Raw genomic sequence first — 17,942 nt, forward strand, 5'->3', positions numbered from 1 at the left:
AGGCTCACCGGCGTCCATAAGAACGGCGCAGTACCTGTGGAAGCGGGCTTGCCCCGCGATGGCCGCGACACGGTCTGGATATCAGCGACCAGTAACAGGCGCCAACCGCTCCAGCGCCTGGTTCAACGCCAACACATTGACCACCGGCGGGCCGACCAATGGCCGCAGAGTGGCCTCATCTACCAGCGCTTGCAAGCGCTCGATGGAGATCTGCCGCGCCGCCGCCACGCGCGGCAACTGGTAGGCGATCGCCTCCGGCGGCAATTGCGGGTCGAGCCCGCTGCCGGAGGTGGTCAACAGGGCCTGCGGCACCGGCCCAAGCTCAGGCTGGTACAGGGCGGCGGCATCACTCCTGACCCGCTCTGCCAGCGCCGGATTGCTCGGTGCCAGGTTGCTCGCGCTGCTGGACACCGTCGCGAAGGCGCCGGCCGAAGGGCGCGACTGGAACCAGCCGTCGCCCTTGAATTCCTGGGCGATCAACGCCGAGCCGCGAACCTGCCCCTGCTCATCGCGCACCAGGCTGCCATTGGCCTGTTCGGGGAAGGCGACCTGGGCGATACCGGTCACCGCCAGCGGGTACAACGCGCCGGTGACCAGGGTCATCAGCAGGACCAGGCTCACGGCCGGGCGTACGTAGGTGCTCATGTTCGTCTCTCCTTCAGACCAGGTGCAGTGCAGTGAGCAGCATGTCGATCAGCTTGATCCCGGCGAACGGCACGAGGATGCCGCCTACGCCGTAGATCAGCAGGTTGCGCCGCAGCAGGTGCGCGGCACTTGCCGCCTGCACGCGCACACCGCGCAAGGCCAGGGGGATCAATACGATGATGATCAGCGCGTTGAAGACGATCGCCGAAAGGATCGCGCTTTGCGGACTGCTCAGGCGCATCAGGTTGAGCACACCCAGTTGTGGGTAGATCGAAGCGAACAGCGCCGGCAGGATGGCGAAGTACTTGGCCACGTCGTTGGCAATGGAGAACGTTGTCAGTGCACCACGGGTCACCAGCAGTTCCTTGCCGACCTGGACCACATCCAGCAGCTTGGTCGGATCGCTGTCCAGGTCGACCATGTTGGCCGCCTCGCGCGCCGCCTGGGTACCGTCGTTCATGGCCATGCCGACATCCGCCTGGGCCAAGGCCGGGGCATCGTTGGCACCGTCACCGCACATGGCGACCAGGCGGCCGTCATTCTGCTCCTGGCGAATGCGCGCCAGCTTCTTCTCGGGGGTGGCCTCGGCAAGCACGTCATCGACACCGGCCTCGGCGGCGATGGCCGCAGCGGTCAGCGGGTTGTCGCCGGTCACCATCACGGTGCGGATACCCAGTTTGCGCAACTCGGCGAAACGCTCACGGATGCCGGGCTTGACCACGTCCTTGAGGTGAATCACCCCCAGCAGGTGGCGGTCGACGCATACCAGCAAGGGGGTGCCGCCGCTCTGGGCGATGCGTTCGACTTCACGGGCCAGCGAAGCCGGCATTTCCAGGCGTTGCAGGCCGACGAACGCCAGCACCGCGTCCACCGCGCCCTTGCGGTAGTGACGTTGCCCGAAGTCGATACCCGAAAGGCGCGTCTCGGCGCTGAAGGCGATGGCGCTGTACTGCGCGGCAGCCGGCTCGTCGAAGTCGTGCAACTGGCGCAGGTAGTCGACGATGGACTTGCCCTCGGCCGTGTCGTCGGCCAGCGAGGCAAGCAAGGCTCCCTCCCCCAGCTCCTTGGCGGTAACACCCGGCGCGGCGTGCAGGGCACTGCAGCGGCGGTTGCCGAAGGTGATGGTGCCAGTCTTGTCGAGCATCAACGTGTGCACGTCGCCCGCAGCCTCCACCGCACGCCCGGAGCGGGCGATGACGTTAAGGCGCACCAGGCGATCCATACCCGCGATACCGATGGCCGACAGCAGGCCACCAATGGTCGTCGGGATCAGCGTCACCAGCAGCGCGGCAAGGAAGATCAGCGGCAGGCTGCCACCCACGAAATGGGCGAACGGCTGCAAGGTCACCACCACGATCAGGAAAATCAGGGTCAGGCCGATCAGCAGGATATCCAGGGCAATCTCGTTGGGGGTCTTCTGGCGCTTGGCGCCTTCGACCAGGGCGATCATGCGGTCCAGGGTCGACTCACCGGGGTTGCTGGTGATGCGAATCAGCAGCCAGTCGGAAACCAGCCGGGTATTGCCGGTCACCGCCGAACGATCGCCACCGGACTCACGGATCACCGGCGCCGACTCGCCGGTGATCGCTGCCTCGTTGACGGCGGCGATGCCTTCGAGCACCTCGCCATCACCCGGGATCAGTTCACCGGCCACCACGCGCACCACATCGTCCTTGCGCAATGCGGTGGCAGCGACGGTTTCGAAGCTGCCATTGGCCAGACGGCGCTGAGCGGTCAGGCCCTGGCTGCCGGCCTTGAGGCTATCGGCACGGGCCTTGCCCCGGCCTTCCGCCAAGGCTTCGGCAAAGTTGGCAAAGAGTACGGTGAACCACAGCCACAGGGCGATCTGCACCGCCACGCCGGTGCTCACACCGCTGCCGGGCACCAGGCACAGGACCGTGGTCAGCACAGCCGTCAGGGCGACCACCAGCATCACCGGCGAGCGCTTGAGCTGGCGCGGATCGAGCTTGACGAAGGCCTGCACCAGGGCCGGGCGCCAGAGCGCGGCGAAGCGGGTCTGGTCGACGGCGCGGGGAGCTTTCACTTCAGAAATGGGCATGTTCATGTTCGGATCCTCAGAAACCCAGGCTCAGCTGTTCGGCGATCGGCCCCAGGGCCAGGGTCGGCAGGAAGGTCAGTCCACCGACCAGCAGGATGGTCACCAACAGCAGGCCGGCGAACAGCGGGCCATGGGTGGGGAAGCTGTTCTGGCCCTGCGGCGCGCTTTTCTTGGCGGCCAGGCTGCCTGCAAGGGCCAGCACTGGCAGGATGTAGCCGAAGCGCCCGATCAGCATGGCCAGGCCGATCATCAGGTTGTGGAACACCGTGTTGGCACTGAACCCGCCGAAAGCCGAGCCGTTGTTGGCGGTGCCGGAGGTGTAGGCATACAGCAACTGGCTGAAACCATGCGGCCCCGGATTGCTCACCGCACCTGCCGGCCCCGGCAGGCTGGCGGCGATGGCGCCGAGCACCAGCACGCCAACCGGCATCACCAGCAGTGTCGCGACCAACAATTGCACTTCACGGGCCTGCAACTTCTTGCCCAGGTATTCCGGCGTGCGACCGATCATCAACCCGGCCAGGAATACCGCGATCAGCACGAACAGCAGCATGCCGTAGAGGCCCGCACCGACGCCGCCGAAGATCACCTCGCCGACCATCATGTTGACCATCGCCACCATGCCGGTCAGCGGGTTGAGGCTGTCGTGCATGGCGTTGACCGAGCCGTTGGAGGCGGAGGTCGTCGTCACGGCCCACAGCACGCTAGCGGTGGTGCCGAAGCGGCTTTCCTTGCCTTCCATCGGCGCACTTTGCTGCACCTGAGCGCTGTCCAGGGCCGGGTTGGGCTGGTACTCGGCCCACAGGCCGACCGCACCGCCGATCAGGAACAGGCCCAACATGCATGCCAGGATCGCCCGGCTCTGGCGCAGGTCCTTGACGTAATGGCCGAAGGTGAACACCAGTGCCACCGGAATCAGAATGATCGAAGCCACCTCGAACAGGTTGCTCCAGGCCGTGGGGTTCTCGAACGGATGCGCCGAGTTGACGCCGAAGAAGCCGCCGCCGTTGGTGCCCAGTTGCTTGATCGCGATCTGGCTGGCGGCAGGGCCCAGTGGGATGCTCTGGTCGGCACCTTGCAGGGTGACGGCATGGGCGTAGTCGGCGAAGGTCTGTGGCACACCCTGCCACACCAGCAGCAACGCCAGCACGATGCACAGTGGCAGCAGGCCATAGAGGGTGGCACGGGTCATGTCGACCCAGAAGTTACCCAGGTTGTGGGTGGAGCGCCGGCCGATACCACGGCACAGGGCGACCAGCACGGCAAGGCCGGTGGCAGCGCTGACGAAGTTCTGCACGGTCAGGCCGATCATCTGGCTCAGGTAGCTGAGCGAGGCCTCACCGCTATAGGCCTGCCAGTTGGTGTTGGTCATGAAGCTGACAGCGGTGTTGAATGCCAGCGACCATTCCTGGCCCGGCAGGTGCTGCGGGTTGAGCGGCAGCGAGCCCTGCAGCAGGAGCACGGCGAACAGCACCAGGAAGCCCACCAGGTTGAAGGCCAGCAGCGCCAGGGTGTATTGCTTCCAGTTCTGCTCCTGCTCGGCGCGCACCCCGGACAACCGGTAACAACCCTGCTCTACCGGGCCGAGGACCGGCGACAGCCAGGTGCGCTGACCCTCCATGACCTTGTAGTAGAACCGCCCAAGCCAGGGTGCTGGTAGCAGCACAAGGGCTAGAAACGCCAGCAGCAATGCGAAGTCGTAGCTGTGCATGGCCGCTCCCTAGCTGCGATCGGCGCGCAGCAGCGCCACCAGCAGGTAAATGGACAACGCCACTGCCAGCAGCAGTGACACTCCGTCGAGCATGTTCATCGGTGGATCTCCCCGTCTTGCGGCGTCGGCCGCTTTGGGGAAATTGTCGGGGCGGGGGGCGTAAAGGGACGAGATCGGGGGGGCGGGATGGGAATAAAGAATGCGTAAAGTTTGGCTTCTGGATCATCAATACCGGCCTCTTCGCGGGCAAGCCCGCTCCCACAGGGATTGGGCTGGTCTTTAAATTTTGAGCAAGACAGAATCTCCTACAGCAGATCGCGGTGCCTGTAGGAGCGGGCTTGCCCGCGAAGAGAACGCTGCAGGTCAGCGCTGAACCTGCCCCGAATGCCGGCTCCAGTCCAGCAGCAGGCTGTAGCCGACGGCAAGCAGGGTCGGCCCGATGAACAGCCCGATGAAGCCAAACGCGATCAACCCGCCAAACACGCCGAGCAGCACGATCACCAGCGGCAGGTTGCCCCCCCGGCTGATCAGATACGGCTTGAGCACGTTGTCCACGCCACTGATGATGAAGGTGCCCCATATCCCGAGGAACACCGCCATCCCATACTCGCCCTTCCACACCAGCCAGCCGGTGGCAGGAATCCAGGCCAGTGGCGGCCCCATCGGGATCAGGCTGAGCATGAAGGTCACCAGGCCCAGCACGATTGCCCCGGGCACGCCGGCGATCAGGAAGCCGATCAACGCCAGCAGCCCTTGCGCTGCAGCAGTACCTATCACACCGTTGACCACCCGCTGTACGGTACCGGCCACCAGGTCGATGTAGTACTCGGCGCGCTCGCCCACCAGGCGCTGCAGCAAGCGTTGCACGAACGCGGCCAGGCGTGGGCCGTCGCGGTAGAAGAAGAACACGAAGACGATACTGAGCGTAAGCTCCAGCACGCCGCTGCCGATCTGGGCGCTACGCGCCAGGAACCAATTGCCGACCTGGCCGAGGTACGGTTTGGCCGAGGCAATCAGGGCCGCACCCTGCTGGTCGAGGGACTCCCACCAGTTGACCAGGCGCTCGCCGATGAAGGGAATGCCACGCACCCACTCCGGCGCATCCGGCAAACCCTCCAACTGCACGTCACGCACGAAGTTGGTGGCGTCACGCACATGGTCGGCCAGGTTGAAGCCCAGCCACACCAGCGGCAGGGCAACCACCAGGATCCACACCGTCGTGAGGATGCTGGCCGCGAGGGTTTCGCGCCCACCCAGCAGGCGCGTCAACAAGCGCATCAGCGGCCAGCTGGCAAAGGCCAGAATCGCCCCCCAGAGTAGCGCCGAGATGAACGGTGCCATGACCCACAAGGCGGCGCCCAACAGCGCCAGCAACAGAATCTGGACCAGCAGACGGTCATTGTTGGCCATGATGGCCCTCGTTCAACGAATCAGTTCCAGATGCAGGCCATCGGTAGGCGCCGTACCCACTTCGAGACGGGCACTGCGTACACCGGCCTTGACCAGTTGCTCGCGCCAGGCTTCGGCCGCCTGGCCGCTGAGGCTGGCACGCAGGGTGCTGTCCAGGTTCAGGCTGCGGGCCAGCAGCGAAACCCACGCAGGCTGTGGTGCGCTCAGGTCAGGGTAGTCGAGCTTGCCGGTATCGCGCATCTCACGCAGCACCGTGGCGGGTGTCGGCAGCACTTCGCCCAGCGGGCTGTCAGCGACGAATTCCTCGACATGCAGGTAGGCGCGGCGATTGCCGCGAGTGACGCTGTACAGGGCGACCAGCGTGTCGGCCTCTTCGGCCGAGCGGCGCAAAAGAATGAAGGCCTGCTGCTCGTCGCCACCATTGAGACGGGCGTTGTTGAACACATCGTTGGCCCAGATGCTGGCCTCGCCGCAGTCACGGCCCTGGCACCAGAACAGCGGATAGCCACCGTCACGCTGCAGCTCCTCACGCGCGCTGGTAAAGGCCTCGCGGGCAGTGCGCTCCACCGGCAGTTCGTAGGTGACCGAGCTGACCTGGCCACGGCTCTCGACCTTGCCCTCGACGCGCAGGCGACCGCTGATCTTGCGTACCGGGCCCATGGGGTAGACCCTCTCCCCCTCCACGACCGGACGCTGGTCGACCACCTTGGCGTCGGCCGGCACCGGCAGGCTCCCGGCCCACAGCAGCGGGCTGGCGAGTGTGAGGCAGGCGGCGATGGCACTGCGAACGAGGAACGGCGCGCTCATCGGCCGTCCTTGCGGCGCCGGGCGCCGTGGCGAAGATCGTGAATGTCTGGCATGTATGGTTGTCTCCCTGTTCAACCCGCCAAGCCTCGACACTTGTCCAGTGCAAGTCAAGCAAAGCCAAAGAAGCGATTGAAACAGTCTGCGACAAGGGCCGCGCCCTGCGCATCGTTCAAGTGCAGATGATGACCACCGGGCAAGGCCACCTGCTCGAAGGGTAGCTGCTCCAGCAGACTTGTGTGGCGCGCCAGCATGCCGTCCTCGGCGATCACCAGGCAGGTCGGGCAGCTCACCCGGTGCACAAAGGCCATGGCCTGCGCCTCGTTCAGGCGCACTGGCGACGGCAAGGTCAGGCGAATGTCGCTGCGCCAACTGAAACCGCCAGGCACTGGCATGAGCCCACGCTGGGCGAGCAGTTCGGCAGCTTCGCGGCTAACTGCGACCATGCCCTTCATCCGCGCCTGCACGCCCGCCTCCTGAGTCGGGTACACCGACTTGCGCTTGCCATCCAGGCGCAGTTGCGCCTGCAGTGCCATACCCAGGCGCTCGGCGGCATTCTGCTCGGCGACCGTAGGCGGGATGACGCCATCGATCAACGCCAGATGGCTGATCCGTTCAGGCAGTGCGCCCGCCAGCTGCACCGAGATGATCGCCCCCAGCGAATGCCCAAGCAGGCCAAAGCGCTCCCAGCCCAGTTGCTCGGCTACTCGCAGCACGTCATGGGCATAATCGGCAAGGTTGTAGCTCGCCCCGGCCGGACGATGCTGTGAATAGCCGTGCCCGGCCAGGTCGAGCGCGACAATGCGCAGGCCTTTCAGGCGCGGGGCCAGATGGGCGAAGCTGTTGGCGTTATCGAGCCAGCCGTGCAGAGCGATCACCGGCAGGCCGTCGGCAGGGCCGAACAGGTGTGCAGCCAGTTCGATATGGCCCAGGCTCAGGCGAATCTCCTCGACCTGAGCGCTCATGTCTGGCTCCAGCGATCGAACAGGCCCTTGATCAGGCTGGCAGTATCGGTGGGCCGCTCCAGTGGAAACATGTGCCCGCCCGGAACGCTGTGATACTCCCCCTGCGGCATCGCACGTACCGCCATGGCGTGGTGCTTGCGGATCACCCGACTGCGATCGCCACGCACCATGGCCAGTGGCACCTGCAGTTGACGCGCAGGGGCCGGGCTGACATGCGGAATGCTGCGGTAGATGCGCATCTCGGTGCTGGGGTCGAAGCGCAGACGCACGCCCTCCTCCACCGTTTGCAACCCGTGCTCGAGATAGGCTTCGAGGCAATCGGGATCGAACTGGCGGAACAGCGTCTTGCTGGCGAAATAACTGCGCGCGCTGTCGCGATCAGGAAACGCCTCGCGCCGTCCTTCGGTTCGCCCGGCTGGCGTGATGCGATCGATGAAACCGAAGCGCTTGGCGGTGCGGATCAGCCACTGGTCAGCGCGGGTCAGCACCGGCGAATCGAGCATCACCACACCGCGGTAGAGCTCGGGTCGGCGCAGGGCGGCGTGCAGGTGCAGCACACCACCGAGGGAATGACCGACACCCCAGACCGGTGCCGCCTGCTGCGCCAGATGGTGCAGCAGTTCGTCGACCAGGTTCTGCCAGTTGTCATCCACTGGAAAGCGCGGGTCGTGGGCATGCTGCTCCAGGTGACAGACCTGGTAGTCCGGGGCCAGGGCCGCGAACAGCTTGCCGTAGGTGGCTGAAGGGAAACCGTTGGCATGGGCGAAGAAGATCTGCTGCGACATGACCGCCTGGTCCGACTGGAGAGTGATAGCCCATTGTCAGCAACCTGCCGGTTGGCGGCAACGTTCTGAAAGGTCATCGGCAAGGGCTATCAGGTCACGGCGCGCTATCGAGGCGACGCAACACCACGCTGCGCCAGAGCGATACCTGGTATTTCTGTCAGTTTCACCCGTTTCTTGCCTGGTTCACACTGAGCCATAAACCCCGGGAAACCTGAGGAGTCGACGATGTCAACCGCTGAGGGCAAGCAGCAACTGCATACGCGCAACCCGGTCTCGCGGCCTCTGACTTTCAAGGTCACACGCAGCGCCGAGACAGACTACCCCAAACCTTCCGTACTGCAGGCAACGGGCGACAGGCTCGATCCCATCGACGTGCTCAACGGCGCTACCGTAAGGGCACAGTATCCGGCCATGCTACCCAGTGACATCCTGGCAGTGAACTGGTCCGGGAGCACTGCTGCAGACAGTTGGCAGAGCGACCAGCAACCCGGAAGTCTATTGGGTTATGTCGATTTCCAGGCGCCTGTCAGCGTGGTGGCTGCCAGCCAGGGCAAGACGGTCACCCTGCGCTACGCAGTAGTACGCAGTGGTCAGGCCGCGAAATTATCCTCGCCACTGCTGCTGGCGGTAGGAACCCTGGCGCAAACCCATTTGCCTGCCCCTGTGATCCCCCAGGCCAACGCAACCACCAAGGTACTCGACCTCAACAACTTCACCGGTAATGCACAGGTCAAGGTTGAACCATGGCCATTGATCGCGGTGGGTCAACGGGTATGGGTCCGCTTGGACGGGACCCTCGAAAATGGCTCGACCCATACCTTTTACCTGACCCGAGGCGTAGAGGTCATCGCGGACCAGGTAGCCGCAAGACTGGACCTGATCTTGCAACGCAGCGAACTGGAGGCGCTCAAGCATGGCTCCAGCCTCACGGCAACGGTGTCGGTAACATTCGACGCCACCAACAACGAGGGACAGGCCCGAGTTTTCCCGGACGTGCTCTACACGCTCGAGAAGATCATCGCGGTCAGGCCCACCATCGTTTCCGTGAAAGACAACAACGGATTAGAGGTGCCGCACGGCAGCTCGACGACCTCGCCGAACCTGGTATTGAGCGGTCAGGCATCAGCCAACCAGCAGGTCGAAGTGCTCGACGGCGCCAGCGTGATAAGCACCGAGCCTGTCGCAGCGAACGGCAGTTGGACAAGCACACTGACAAGCTTGGGCGTGAAGACCTATGACTTCAAAGTCCGGGGCCTATACGCAGGCAATCCTGAGTCTGATGTATGGACCGTACACAGGATCCAGGAGCTGGTCCTTGCAAGACCGGTCATCCCCCTGGCCCCAGGCGATGTACTACCACCTCAAGCCGTCCCCTCCACTGGCCTGCCCGTCCTGGTCGAAGTCTACGGTGGCATGGCCATCGGCGATGCGGTGTCGGTGACTTTTGCGGGGATCGCTGGCACCCCGCAGACTGTTGGCAGCGTAAGTCGGCTCACGTTTTCTGTTCCCAAGGCTCAGGTAGACGGCAATGCGGGCAGAACGGTGGCTGTTCAGTACCTGGTCACCCGAGTCTCTGGAGGGGCGGCGGTCCCCTCGCCTGCCGTGAACCTGCGGATCAACGCGCTAACTCCGCCCCTGACCATCGACACAAGCCCCGTAACACTCAACGGCACCATTATCCGCGACTCGTCCATACCCACCAATCCTCCTGCTGGATCGCATGTGACTCGTACGGCCACCGGAGGGAAACCGCCATACCGCTACGCTGCCGAAAATCCAGCAATTGCTGATGTCAATCAGAGCTCAGGTAAGGTGATCTCTCTCAAAAGCGGAACCACCAGGATCATGGTTACGGATCAAGCAGGAGATACCGTCAGCTATTCAGTGACCTGTTCGAACATTCAGCTCCTGTTTGGGCTCGGCTCGTTCGGTTCATACGATAACGCTGTGCGACATGCTGCTAATCAAGGAGGGCGTTTACCAAGCGCCAACGAATGGAATAGTGCCAGGACTAACGGTGCCGCCAGCAGTGACCGATGGTGCTGGACAGCCGACGCCTCCGGCCTCTTGCGGATCGCAATCATTCCCGTCACCGGACAGCAACAGGCCCGAAACAAGAACACATCGACCGATGGATGGGGGATCAAGGCCAACTGACGTGCTCGACGCCAGGGCTATGCTTGCGGATCACCCCGCTGTGATCGCCACGCACCGTGGCCAGTGGTACCTGCAGGCCGGACTGACATGGGAATGCTGCGGTAGGTGCGCATCTCGGTGCTGGGGTCGAAGCGCAACACACACGCTTCTCCACCGTTTCATCGAAAACGCATCGAAACTGGCAAACAAACGCCAAGTGCAAAGCCGTTAAAGACCCAACGGCTTTCGTCCCTCTCCCCTTGCCAAAATGGGCGGACTATTAGCCGCAGAAGGCATGATGCAAAGTGCGCAGGGTCATCAGCCCCGCCAACGGCCAATCCCCTTCCAGCTCCGCCAAGCTGGCAGTACCCAGCGGCGCAGGCTGCTGAGCATGGCCATGCTCAAGCATACCCACCAAAGAACCCACCAGCGGCTGGTGGCTGACCAGCAACACATGTTCCAGCCCCAGGCGCTCAAGCTGCCCGATCACCTGCTGTACATTGCTCTCCGGCGTCAGCCAGGGCACGGTGCGCACCGATTCGGCGAAGCCCAGGGTGTCGTGTACCAGGGTGGCCGTCTGCTGGGCGCGCACGAAGGGGCTTGCGTAGATCGCCTGCAGTGGTTGGCCTAGCAAGCGCGCAGCACTGTGCAGCACTTGCTCGCGACCATGGGCCGTGAGGCGACGCTCGGCGTCGGTGTTGGCCCGTGGCTCTGCCTCGCCATGCCGCAGGATCCACAGCTTCACAGCTTGGGCTCCTCGTCGCGCACCGGGTGCGGTGCCGGGGCAACCGCATGCGGCGCCTCGCCTTCAGGGGCACGGGGGCCAGGCCAGTCGGCAAACGGCCAGGGTTTCTGGTCGGTGTGGAAGGTGCCGAAGCGACCGATCTGCGCCAGATACTGGCTGAGGCTGTCGCCGAAGTTCATCAGGCTGGCACTCGGCGCGCCATACACCAGACGGTAGATCAGTTGCACCAGCACCAGCCCGCCCAGCAGCAGCTCGGCCAGTTGCCAGACCACCAGGAACACCAGCATCCACAGCACCCGCAGGATGATCGACTCGCGCTGGGCGCGCTCGGGCGTATCGTTCATGTGTCGCTCCTTGCTCTGATTTGGAGCCGCTGACGGCTCAGTTGAAACCGCTGGTGGAAATGAAATCGACGTCGGTCTTGGGCTCTGCACGCATCAGGTGTTCGATCACCTGGGCCAGGGTTCGCCCCTCGAACAGAATCGCGTGCAGCCCGGCCACCAGCGGCATGTAGACCTGCACTTCCTGAGCCTTGGCCTTGAGCACTTTCAGGGTATTCACCCCTTCGGCCACTTCGCCCAGGCGGCTGACTGCCTCATCCAGGCTCAACCCCTGCCCCAGGGCATGTCCGACCTGGTAGTTGCGGCTCTTGGGCGAGGAGCAGGTGACGATCAGGTCACCCACCCCTGCCAGCCCCAGGAAGGTCATGGGGTTGGCGCCCTGGCTCACGGCGAAGCGGGTCATTTCGGCCAGCGCCCGGGTGATCAGCATGCTCTTGGTGTTCTCGCCCATCTCCAGCGCCACGGCCATGCCGGCGATGATCGCGTAGACGTTCTTCAGCGCGCCTCCAAGCTCCACACCGAAGCGGTCGGCGCTGGCATAGACGCGGAAGGTGCGCCCGTGCAGGACATCCTGCACGCGCTGGCACAGCGCCTCGTCCTCACTGGCAACCACAGTGGCGGTCAAGGCATGCTCGGCGATCTCACGGGCCAGGTTCGGCCCGGACAGCACGCCGATACGCGCCTGGGGGGCGATCTCTTCGAGAATCTGGCTCATCAGCTTGAAGGTCTGCGCCTCGATGCCCTTGGTCAGGCTGACCAGGCACTTGCCGCGCAGCAGCTCGGCATGTGGCGCGAGTACGCTGCGCAAGGCGCTCGACGGCAGCGCGACGAACACCAGGTCGCTCGATTGCAGGGTCGCCAGCAGGTCATTGACCGGCTCGACGCCGTCATGCAGGCGAATGCCTTTGAGGTAACGAGGATTCTCGCGGTTGGCGCGCATGGCCTCGGCCTGCTCCGGGTCGCGCATCCATTGACGCACCGGATTGCCGTTTTCCGCCAGCAGGTTCGCCACGGCGGTACCGAAGCTCCCGCCTCCCAGAACTGCAACAGGTTGCTGTTCAGTCATATTCAATCCGTTAAAGCCATTAAGTTGAGTGGCGACGCGGGCATTATACGGCTCGTCTGCTACAGAACCAGTGTCGGCACCAGCCTCTTCACAGGCAAAGCCGCCTGCACGGCGCGCGTACGCATGCCCTGCCGGAGGGGATTTATCCGAAAGAGGGTGGCAAATCCAGCGCAGATCACTGGAAAAACCCCCACGGTCGGTTACCATGCCTGGTTTATCCCGCACACAAGGCCGTCACGTGTTCCCAGGCACGCCTCCTGCCCCTCGCCTGCTGTTGCTGACCGCCCTGCTCGGGGGTTCGGCCATGGCCGATGACCTGTTCATCGACAACCAGGACCTGCCGCAGGTTCTGACCGCCACACGCCTGAAACAATCCCCGGCCGCGGTGCCCGGCAGCATGACCGTGCTCGACAGCGAACTGATCCGCGCCAGCGGTGCACGAGACATCCCCGAGCTCTTGCGCCTGGTGCCCGGCATGATGATCGGCTACGGCGCCGGTAACCAGCCGACCGTCAACTACCATGGCAGCAACGTCAACGACGCCCGGCGCATGCAGGTGCTGATCGACGGCCGTTCGGTGTACCGCGCAGGCCTCGCCACCGTGGACTGGAGCGACATCCCGCTGGCGATCGAGGATATCCAACGCATCGAAGTGTTCCGCGGCCCCAATACCGTCAGCTATGGCGCCAACGCCCTGATGGCCGTGGTCAACATCCTCACCCGCAGCCCCGCCGACAGCCACGGCACGCGATTGAAGATCACCCAGGGCCAGGATGGCATCAACGATTTCTATGCCAGCCAGGGCTTCGGCTGGGAAGGCGGCGATCTGCGCCTGTCGATGTCCGGCATGCAGGACGATGGCTTCGACAAGAACCAGTACGGCCAGGACTACCGCGACAGCCGCCGGCTGACCCGCTTCAACCTCAGCGCCAGCCACACCCTGGCGCCCGACCAGACCCTCGAATGGCAACTGGCGGCCAAGGAAGGCAGCAACCAACGCCCCTACACCTATACCCCGGTGTTCCCCTTCATCACCGGACGTGGCGACAACGCCGACCTCAACGCCAAGGATTACGCAGGCTCGGTGCGCTGGAACATCGACTTCAGCCCCGAGCACAGCCTGTACGTACAAGGCTCGGCGCAGCAGTTCGACCGCCAGCAGGTATGGCGTGCCTGCGATGCGACGCTGGCCTTCAGCCCCGAGTTGACCCGGCTGTGGCAACTCAATCCAGACTACGCCGAACAAGTGGCGCGCAACGCCAACAACCCGCCCAACAACAACGACCCGGTATTGCAGAGCCTGCGCAACCAGATCAAGAGCCAGTGGGACAACGGCGGTAACCGTGAAGTCTGCGGTGATGTCGACCAGAGCACCCGCGAAACCCGCTACGACCTGGAAATCCAGGATACCCTGAGCCTCACCGACACCCTGCGCCTGCTCAGCGGCTTCAACTACCGCTATGACCGTGCCGACTCGCAGACCTACTTCAACGGCAGCCTCGACGACCGCACCTGGCGCTTGTTCGGACAGCTCGAATGGCGTGCCGACGAACACTGGATCCTCCAGGGTGGGGCCATGTTCGAGGACAGCGAGTTGTCCGGCAGCTCGCTGACTCCGCGCGTGGCGGTCAACTACCTGATCACTCCGCGCCACGGCCTGCGTGCGGTGTACTCCGAGGCCGTACGTTCGCCGGACATGTTCGAGAACAACGTCAACTGGAGCTACACCGTCAAGAACCTCACGCCCAATGCGCTGGGTTTGCAGAACGGTGAATACTTCGTCAAGACCCGTGGCCCGGGCAACCTCGACCAGGAGCGTATGCGCTCGCGCGAGCTGGGCTACAACGGCTACTTCGCGGACATCGACCTGAGCCTGGACGTCAAGCTGTTCTACGACGAAATCACCGGGATGATCAGCGAGCCACTGAAGAACAACCAGTACATCGCCAGCAATGCCAACAAGGCCCGCTTCAGCGGCACCGAGACACAATTGGACTGGCGCCTGAGCATGCGCGACCGTCTGCGCCTGACCTATGCCTACGTTGACGCCTGGGCCAGCAACCCCGACGACCGCCGCCTCAGCGCACGCAACAGCGGCTCGGCCGGCTGGATGCGCGACTGGGGCCAGGGATGGTCGAGTGCCCTCTTCTATTATGGCGACGACGCTCTCAACCAATACCGCTACGAGCGTATAGACCTGCGTGTGGCCAAGCGCCTGCGGGTGTATGGCAGCTCGCTGGAGCTCGCCGCGCTGTGGCAACAGCGCCTGGACGACCAGCCCACCACCATCGAGCAGAACCGCTACGACAGCCGCCATCGCCTGAGCTTCAGCGCGGAGCTGGAGTTCTGATGCTGCGCCTGCTGCGCCTGTTGCTGCTATGCCTGTGGCCGATGGGCGCGCTTTCGGCCAGCGAAATCTTGCTGGTGGGCGGCGAAGACCAGCCCGGAGTGCGCAGTTTCGTCGCCGCACTGGAGGCGCGCCGCCCTCACGACCACGTGCGCTTTCAGACCGTGGCGCAGCTGCCCCGCCCAGCGTTGCTCAAACCCGAGACCCGCTTGATCCTGCTGGACAACGTCGCACTCGACTGGCGCATGGGCGAAACCGCAGGTCCTGCGGCGCTGGCCCTGCGGGTCAGCCGCGTGCAGGCCGAACAGCGCCTGGGAAAGTCGCGCCCCTCCTACCTGAGCCTTCTGTGGAGCGACCCGCCACTGCCACGGCAACTACGCCTGACCCGCTACCTGCTACCGCAAGCGCGACGCATTGGCGTACTGTACGGCCCCGGCAGCCGCTTTCTGATCGATGAGCTGCGCCAGGCTGCGCGTGGACTGGGTCTGGAGATCGTCGCCCAGGACTGGGCCGACCTGCGTGACAGCCGCCCGTTGCAGCACCTGCTGGGCAACAGCGACGTTCTGCTGGGAATCGACGATCCCGAGTTGTACAACTCCAAGACCGCCAAGAACGTCCTGCTCAGCAGCTATGGCCGACAGATGGCGCTGATCGGCCCCAACGCCGGCTTCGTTCGCGCTGGCGCCCTGGCGAGCACCTACAGCGACCAGGACGACTGGCTGGCAGTACTCGACGACTTGCTCGACCAGCCACCGGCACACTGGCCCCGTAGCCTCTACCCCGAACACTACGGGGTCAGCGGCAACCAGCAGGTCGCCCGCGCCCTGGGCCTGGAGCCCATCGATCCGAACGCCGCCGCCCTGGCCCTGGCCGAAGGAGAACCCACCCCATGACCAAGCGCCTGAGCTGGGACATCCACACACGCACCCAGATCATCAGCCTGGGGCCCGCGCTGCTGCTCACCCTGCTGTTGATCAGCTTCTTTACCTTCGTGCGTATCCAGGACTTGCGGCAGGAGCTCAACCACACCGGTCAACTGATCGCCAACCAACTGGCGCCAGCCTCCGAATACGGGGTGATCTCAGGCAACAACGAGGTGCTCGAAAGCTTGATGCGGGCGACCCTGAGCATCCCTCACGTGCGTTTTCTCGAGGTGCAGGACAGCCGCAACCACATCCTGGTCTACGTCGAGCAGTCGGGTGAAAGCGTCAGCCGCGCCCAGCGCGTCGAGGTGTTCCAGGCGCCCATTCGCCTGCAACAGATCCGCCTGGACAACGACTTCCTGCAGGAAGGCAAGACGCCCCCCAGCATTGGCGACGATTACCTGGGGCGAGTGATCGTCGGCATGTCCGACGACGCCTTCAGCGAACGCCAGCAGGAGATCGTGATCAAGGCCGGCATTCCCGCGCTGTTCGCCTTGCTGTTTACCTTCCTCCTCGCCCGGCGCTTGGCCAGGAGCCTGTCCAAGCCGATCAGTGACATGGGGCATGCGGTCGAGGCCATCCAGCAGGGCGAGTTCAACGCCCCATTGCCAGTGGTCGACGATAGCGAACTGGGCCATCTGGCACGCCACATCAACAACCTTGCCAGCGCCCTGGACCAGGCCAGCCACGAGCAGAGCCAGGCCATTGCCCAGTTGACCCAGGCCCGCGAGGAGGCCGAGCAGGCCAACCGCGCCAAGTCCGACTTCCTGGCGATGATGAGCCACGAGCTGCGGACCCCGATGAACGGCGTACTCGGCATGCTGCAGTTGCTGGAAACCACCCCGCTGACCGGTGAGCAAGCCGAATACACGGCCGTGGCCAGCGAGTCTACCGGCCACCTGCTCAAGGTGATCAACGACATCCTCGACTTCTCGCGTATCGAACGCACCAGCCTGGAACTGGAGCACATCGATTTCAACCTTGGCGAGCTGATTGCCAGCAGCGTGCAATCGTTCCAGCACAGCGCCCAACAGCGCAACCTGGCCCTGCACCTGCACCTGCCGCCGGGCATGGACCGCCTGCAAGTGATCGGCGATCCGACACGCATCCGCCAGATCCTGTTGAACCTGGTAGGCAATGCGTTGAAGTTCACCGAGCGCGGCGAAGTGGAGATCGAGGCCCGCTGGCAAATGCTCGACCGTCAGCTGCTCTGGCTGACCTGCGCGGTCCGCGATACCGGCATCGGTATCGACAGCGATCGCCTGGAAACGATGTTCGTCGCCTTCCAGCAAGCCGACAGTTCTATTTCAAGGCGTTACGGCGGCACCGGCTTGGGCCTGTCCATCGCCCGTACCCTGGCCGAGCGCATGGGCGGCAAGTTGCGCGGCGAAAGCCGCGAGGGCATGGGTTCGACCTTCACCCTGGAAGTCCCTCTGATGCTGTCGAGCAGGCCAGCAGCGCGCCTGCTCGGTCACGAGCATGACGCACTGCTGGGTGGCGACGGCCAGCGCGTCCTGCTGGTGGAAGACAATCCGGTCAACCAGAGCGTCATCGAAGCCATGCTGCGCAGCCTGGGCTTCGAGGTCAGCGTGGCACTGGACGGCGCGCAAGCGGTGGAAATGGCGGGCCAGCAAAGTTTTGCGGCGATCCTGATGGACTGTCGCCTGCCCCAGATGGACGGCTACGAAGCCACACGCCGCATCCGCCAGCACGGCGCGCAACTGCCGATCATCGCCTTGACCGCCAATGCCCTGCAGGGCGATCGTGAACGCTGCCTGGCTGCAGGAATGAACGATTACCTGAGCAAACCGTTCAAACGTACCGATCTGCAACGCATTCTGCAGCGCTGGTTGCCCGGCCGGACAGCCGCGACTGGCGATTAATGATAAAGTGCGGCAGTCTTAAAGACTGGACAGGGCCGTCGTTGGCCCTGAAAATAAAACTTTCAGTGCACACCTGTACTTCTTTTGCCAGGTGCGCTGTGACTTTCACCACAACGCAATAG

At 64.1% G+C, this 17,942-nt stretch carries 15 protein-coding genes; 4 read left to right on the top strand and 11 right to left on the bottom strand.

Annotated features, from left to right (window positions below):
• Nucleotides 1-81 precede the first annotated feature (81 nt).
• The 8 genes from kdpC to APH44_RS20095 all read right to left on the bottom strand — a co-directional run bounded on the left by kdpC (nucleotide 82) and on the right by APH44_RS20095 (nucleotide 8,379).
• Nucleotides 82-645, bottom strand: a complete 564-nt coding sequence (gene kdpC / locus APH44_RS20065) for a potassium-transporting ATPase subunit KdpC (RefSeq protein WP_054894224.1) — start codon at nucleotides 643-645, stop codon at nucleotides 82-84.
• A gap of 13 nt (nucleotides 646-658) precedes the next feature.
• The gene (gene kdpB / locus APH44_RS20070) at nucleotides 659-2,710 is read right to left on the bottom strand and encodes a potassium-transporting ATPase subunit KdpB (RefSeq protein WP_054894225.1); all 2,052 of its coding nucleotides are present in this window, start codon (nucleotides 2,708-2,710) and stop codon (nucleotides 659-661) included.
• A gap of 10 nt (nucleotides 2,711-2,720) precedes the next feature.
• Nucleotides 2,721-4,415 (bottom strand): potassium-transporting ATPase subunit KdpA, encoded by a 1,695-nt coding sequence (kdpA, locus tag APH44_RS20075; protein ID WP_054894226.1) that lies wholly within the window; start codon nucleotides 4,413-4,415, stop codon nucleotides 2,721-2,723.
• 9 nt (nucleotides 4,416-4,424) lie between these two features.
• A complete protein-coding gene (gene kdpF, locus APH44_RS29315; protein ID WP_082421007.1) occupies nucleotides 4,425-4,514 on the bottom strand; it encodes a K(+)-transporting ATPase subunit F in 90 nt (29 codons plus the stop codon).
• Between the two features lie 264 nt (nucleotides 4,515-4,778).
• Entirely contained in the window at nucleotides 4,779-5,825 is a 1,047-nt protein-coding gene (locus APH44_RS20080) for an AI-2E family transporter (protein WP_054894227.1), read from the bottom strand.
• A gap of 12 nt (nucleotides 5,826-5,837) precedes the next feature.
• Nucleotides 5,838-6,632, bottom strand: coding sequence for a DUF4892 domain-containing protein (locus APH44_RS20085; RefSeq protein ID WP_054894228.1), 795 nt, complete (start codon nucleotides 6,630-6,632; stop codon nucleotides 5,838-5,840).
• A gap of 107 nt (nucleotides 6,633-6,739) precedes the next feature.
• Complete coding sequence (locus APH44_RS20090) at nucleotides 6,740-7,594, bottom strand: alpha/beta fold hydrolase (protein ID WP_054894229.1); 855 nt, start codon at nucleotides 7,592-7,594, stop codon at nucleotides 6,740-6,742.
• Entirely contained in the window at nucleotides 7,591-8,379 is a 789-nt protein-coding gene (locus APH44_RS20095) for an alpha/beta fold hydrolase (RefSeq protein WP_054894230.1), read from the bottom strand. Before APH44_RS20095 ends, APH44_RS20090 begins: the two co-directional genes overlap by 4 nt.
• A 225-nt stretch (nucleotides 8,380-8,604) precedes the next feature.
• On the opposite strand from APH44_RS20095, the gene APH44_RS20100 reads away from it, so the two are divergent.
• Nucleotides 8,605-10,536 carry a hypothetical protein gene (locus APH44_RS20100; protein ID WP_054894231.1) on the top strand — a complete coding sequence of 644 codons (1,932 nt, stop codon included), beginning with the start codon at nucleotides 8,605-8,607 and terminating at the stop codon, nucleotides 10,534-10,536.
• 259 nt (nucleotides 10,537-10,795) lie between these two features.
• Here APH44_RS20100 and sixA read toward each other — a convergent pair whose 3' ends face one another.
• Genes sixA through APH44_RS20115 form a run of 3 tightly spaced genes read right to left on the bottom strand, consistent with a single transcriptional unit; the run spans nucleotide 10,796 to nucleotide 12,667 of the window.
• Nucleotides 10,796-11,260 (bottom strand): phosphohistidine phosphatase SixA, encoded by a 465-nt coding sequence (gene sixA, locus APH44_RS20105; protein ID WP_054894232.1) that lies wholly within the window; start codon nucleotides 11,258-11,260, stop codon nucleotides 10,796-10,798.
• The gene (locus tag APH44_RS20110) at nucleotides 11,257-11,604 is read right to left on the bottom strand and encodes a DUF4389 domain-containing protein (protein ID WP_054894233.1); all 348 of its coding nucleotides are present in this window, start codon (nucleotides 11,602-11,604) and stop codon (nucleotides 11,257-11,259) included. The genes sixA and APH44_RS20110 overlap by 4 nt, the downstream gene beginning before the upstream one ends.
• 37 nt (nucleotides 11,605-11,641) lie before the next feature.
• Nucleotides 11,642-12,667 (bottom strand): NAD(P)H-dependent glycerol-3-phosphate dehydrogenase, encoded by a 1,026-nt coding sequence (locus APH44_RS20115; RefSeq protein WP_054894234.1) that lies wholly within the window; start codon nucleotides 12,665-12,667, stop codon nucleotides 11,642-11,644.
• Nucleotides 12,668-12,905: 238 nt separating this feature from the next.
• On the opposite strand from APH44_RS20115, the gene APH44_RS20120 reads away from it, so the two are divergent.
• From APH44_RS20120 to APH44_RS20130, 3 genes are read left to right on the top strand one after another with little or no spacing between them, the layout of a single operon-like run.
• Nucleotides 12,906-15,017, top strand: a complete 2,112-nt coding sequence (locus APH44_RS20120) for a TonB-dependent siderophore receptor (protein WP_054894235.1) — start codon at nucleotides 12,906-12,908, stop codon at nucleotides 15,015-15,017.
• Nucleotides 15,017-15,907 carry an ABC transporter substrate-binding protein gene (locus APH44_RS20125; protein WP_054894236.1) on the top strand — a complete coding sequence of 297 codons (891 nt, stop codon included), beginning with the start codon at nucleotides 15,017-15,019 and terminating at the stop codon, nucleotides 15,905-15,907. Before APH44_RS20120 ends, APH44_RS20125 begins: the two co-directional genes overlap by 1 nt.
• Nucleotides 15,904-17,820 (top strand): response regulator, encoded by a 1,917-nt coding sequence (locus tag APH44_RS20130; RefSeq protein ID WP_054894237.1) that lies wholly within the window; start codon nucleotides 15,904-15,906, stop codon nucleotides 17,818-17,820. The genes APH44_RS20125 and APH44_RS20130 overlap by 4 nt, the downstream gene beginning before the upstream one ends.
• The last annotated feature ends 122 nt before the right edge of the window (nucleotides 17,821-17,942 follow it).

The organism is Pseudomonas sp. NBRC 111143, assembly GCF_001320965.1.
Lineage (GTDB): Bacteria > Pseudomonadota > Gammaproteobacteria > Pseudomonadales > Pseudomonadaceae > Aquipseudomonas > Aquipseudomonas machongensis.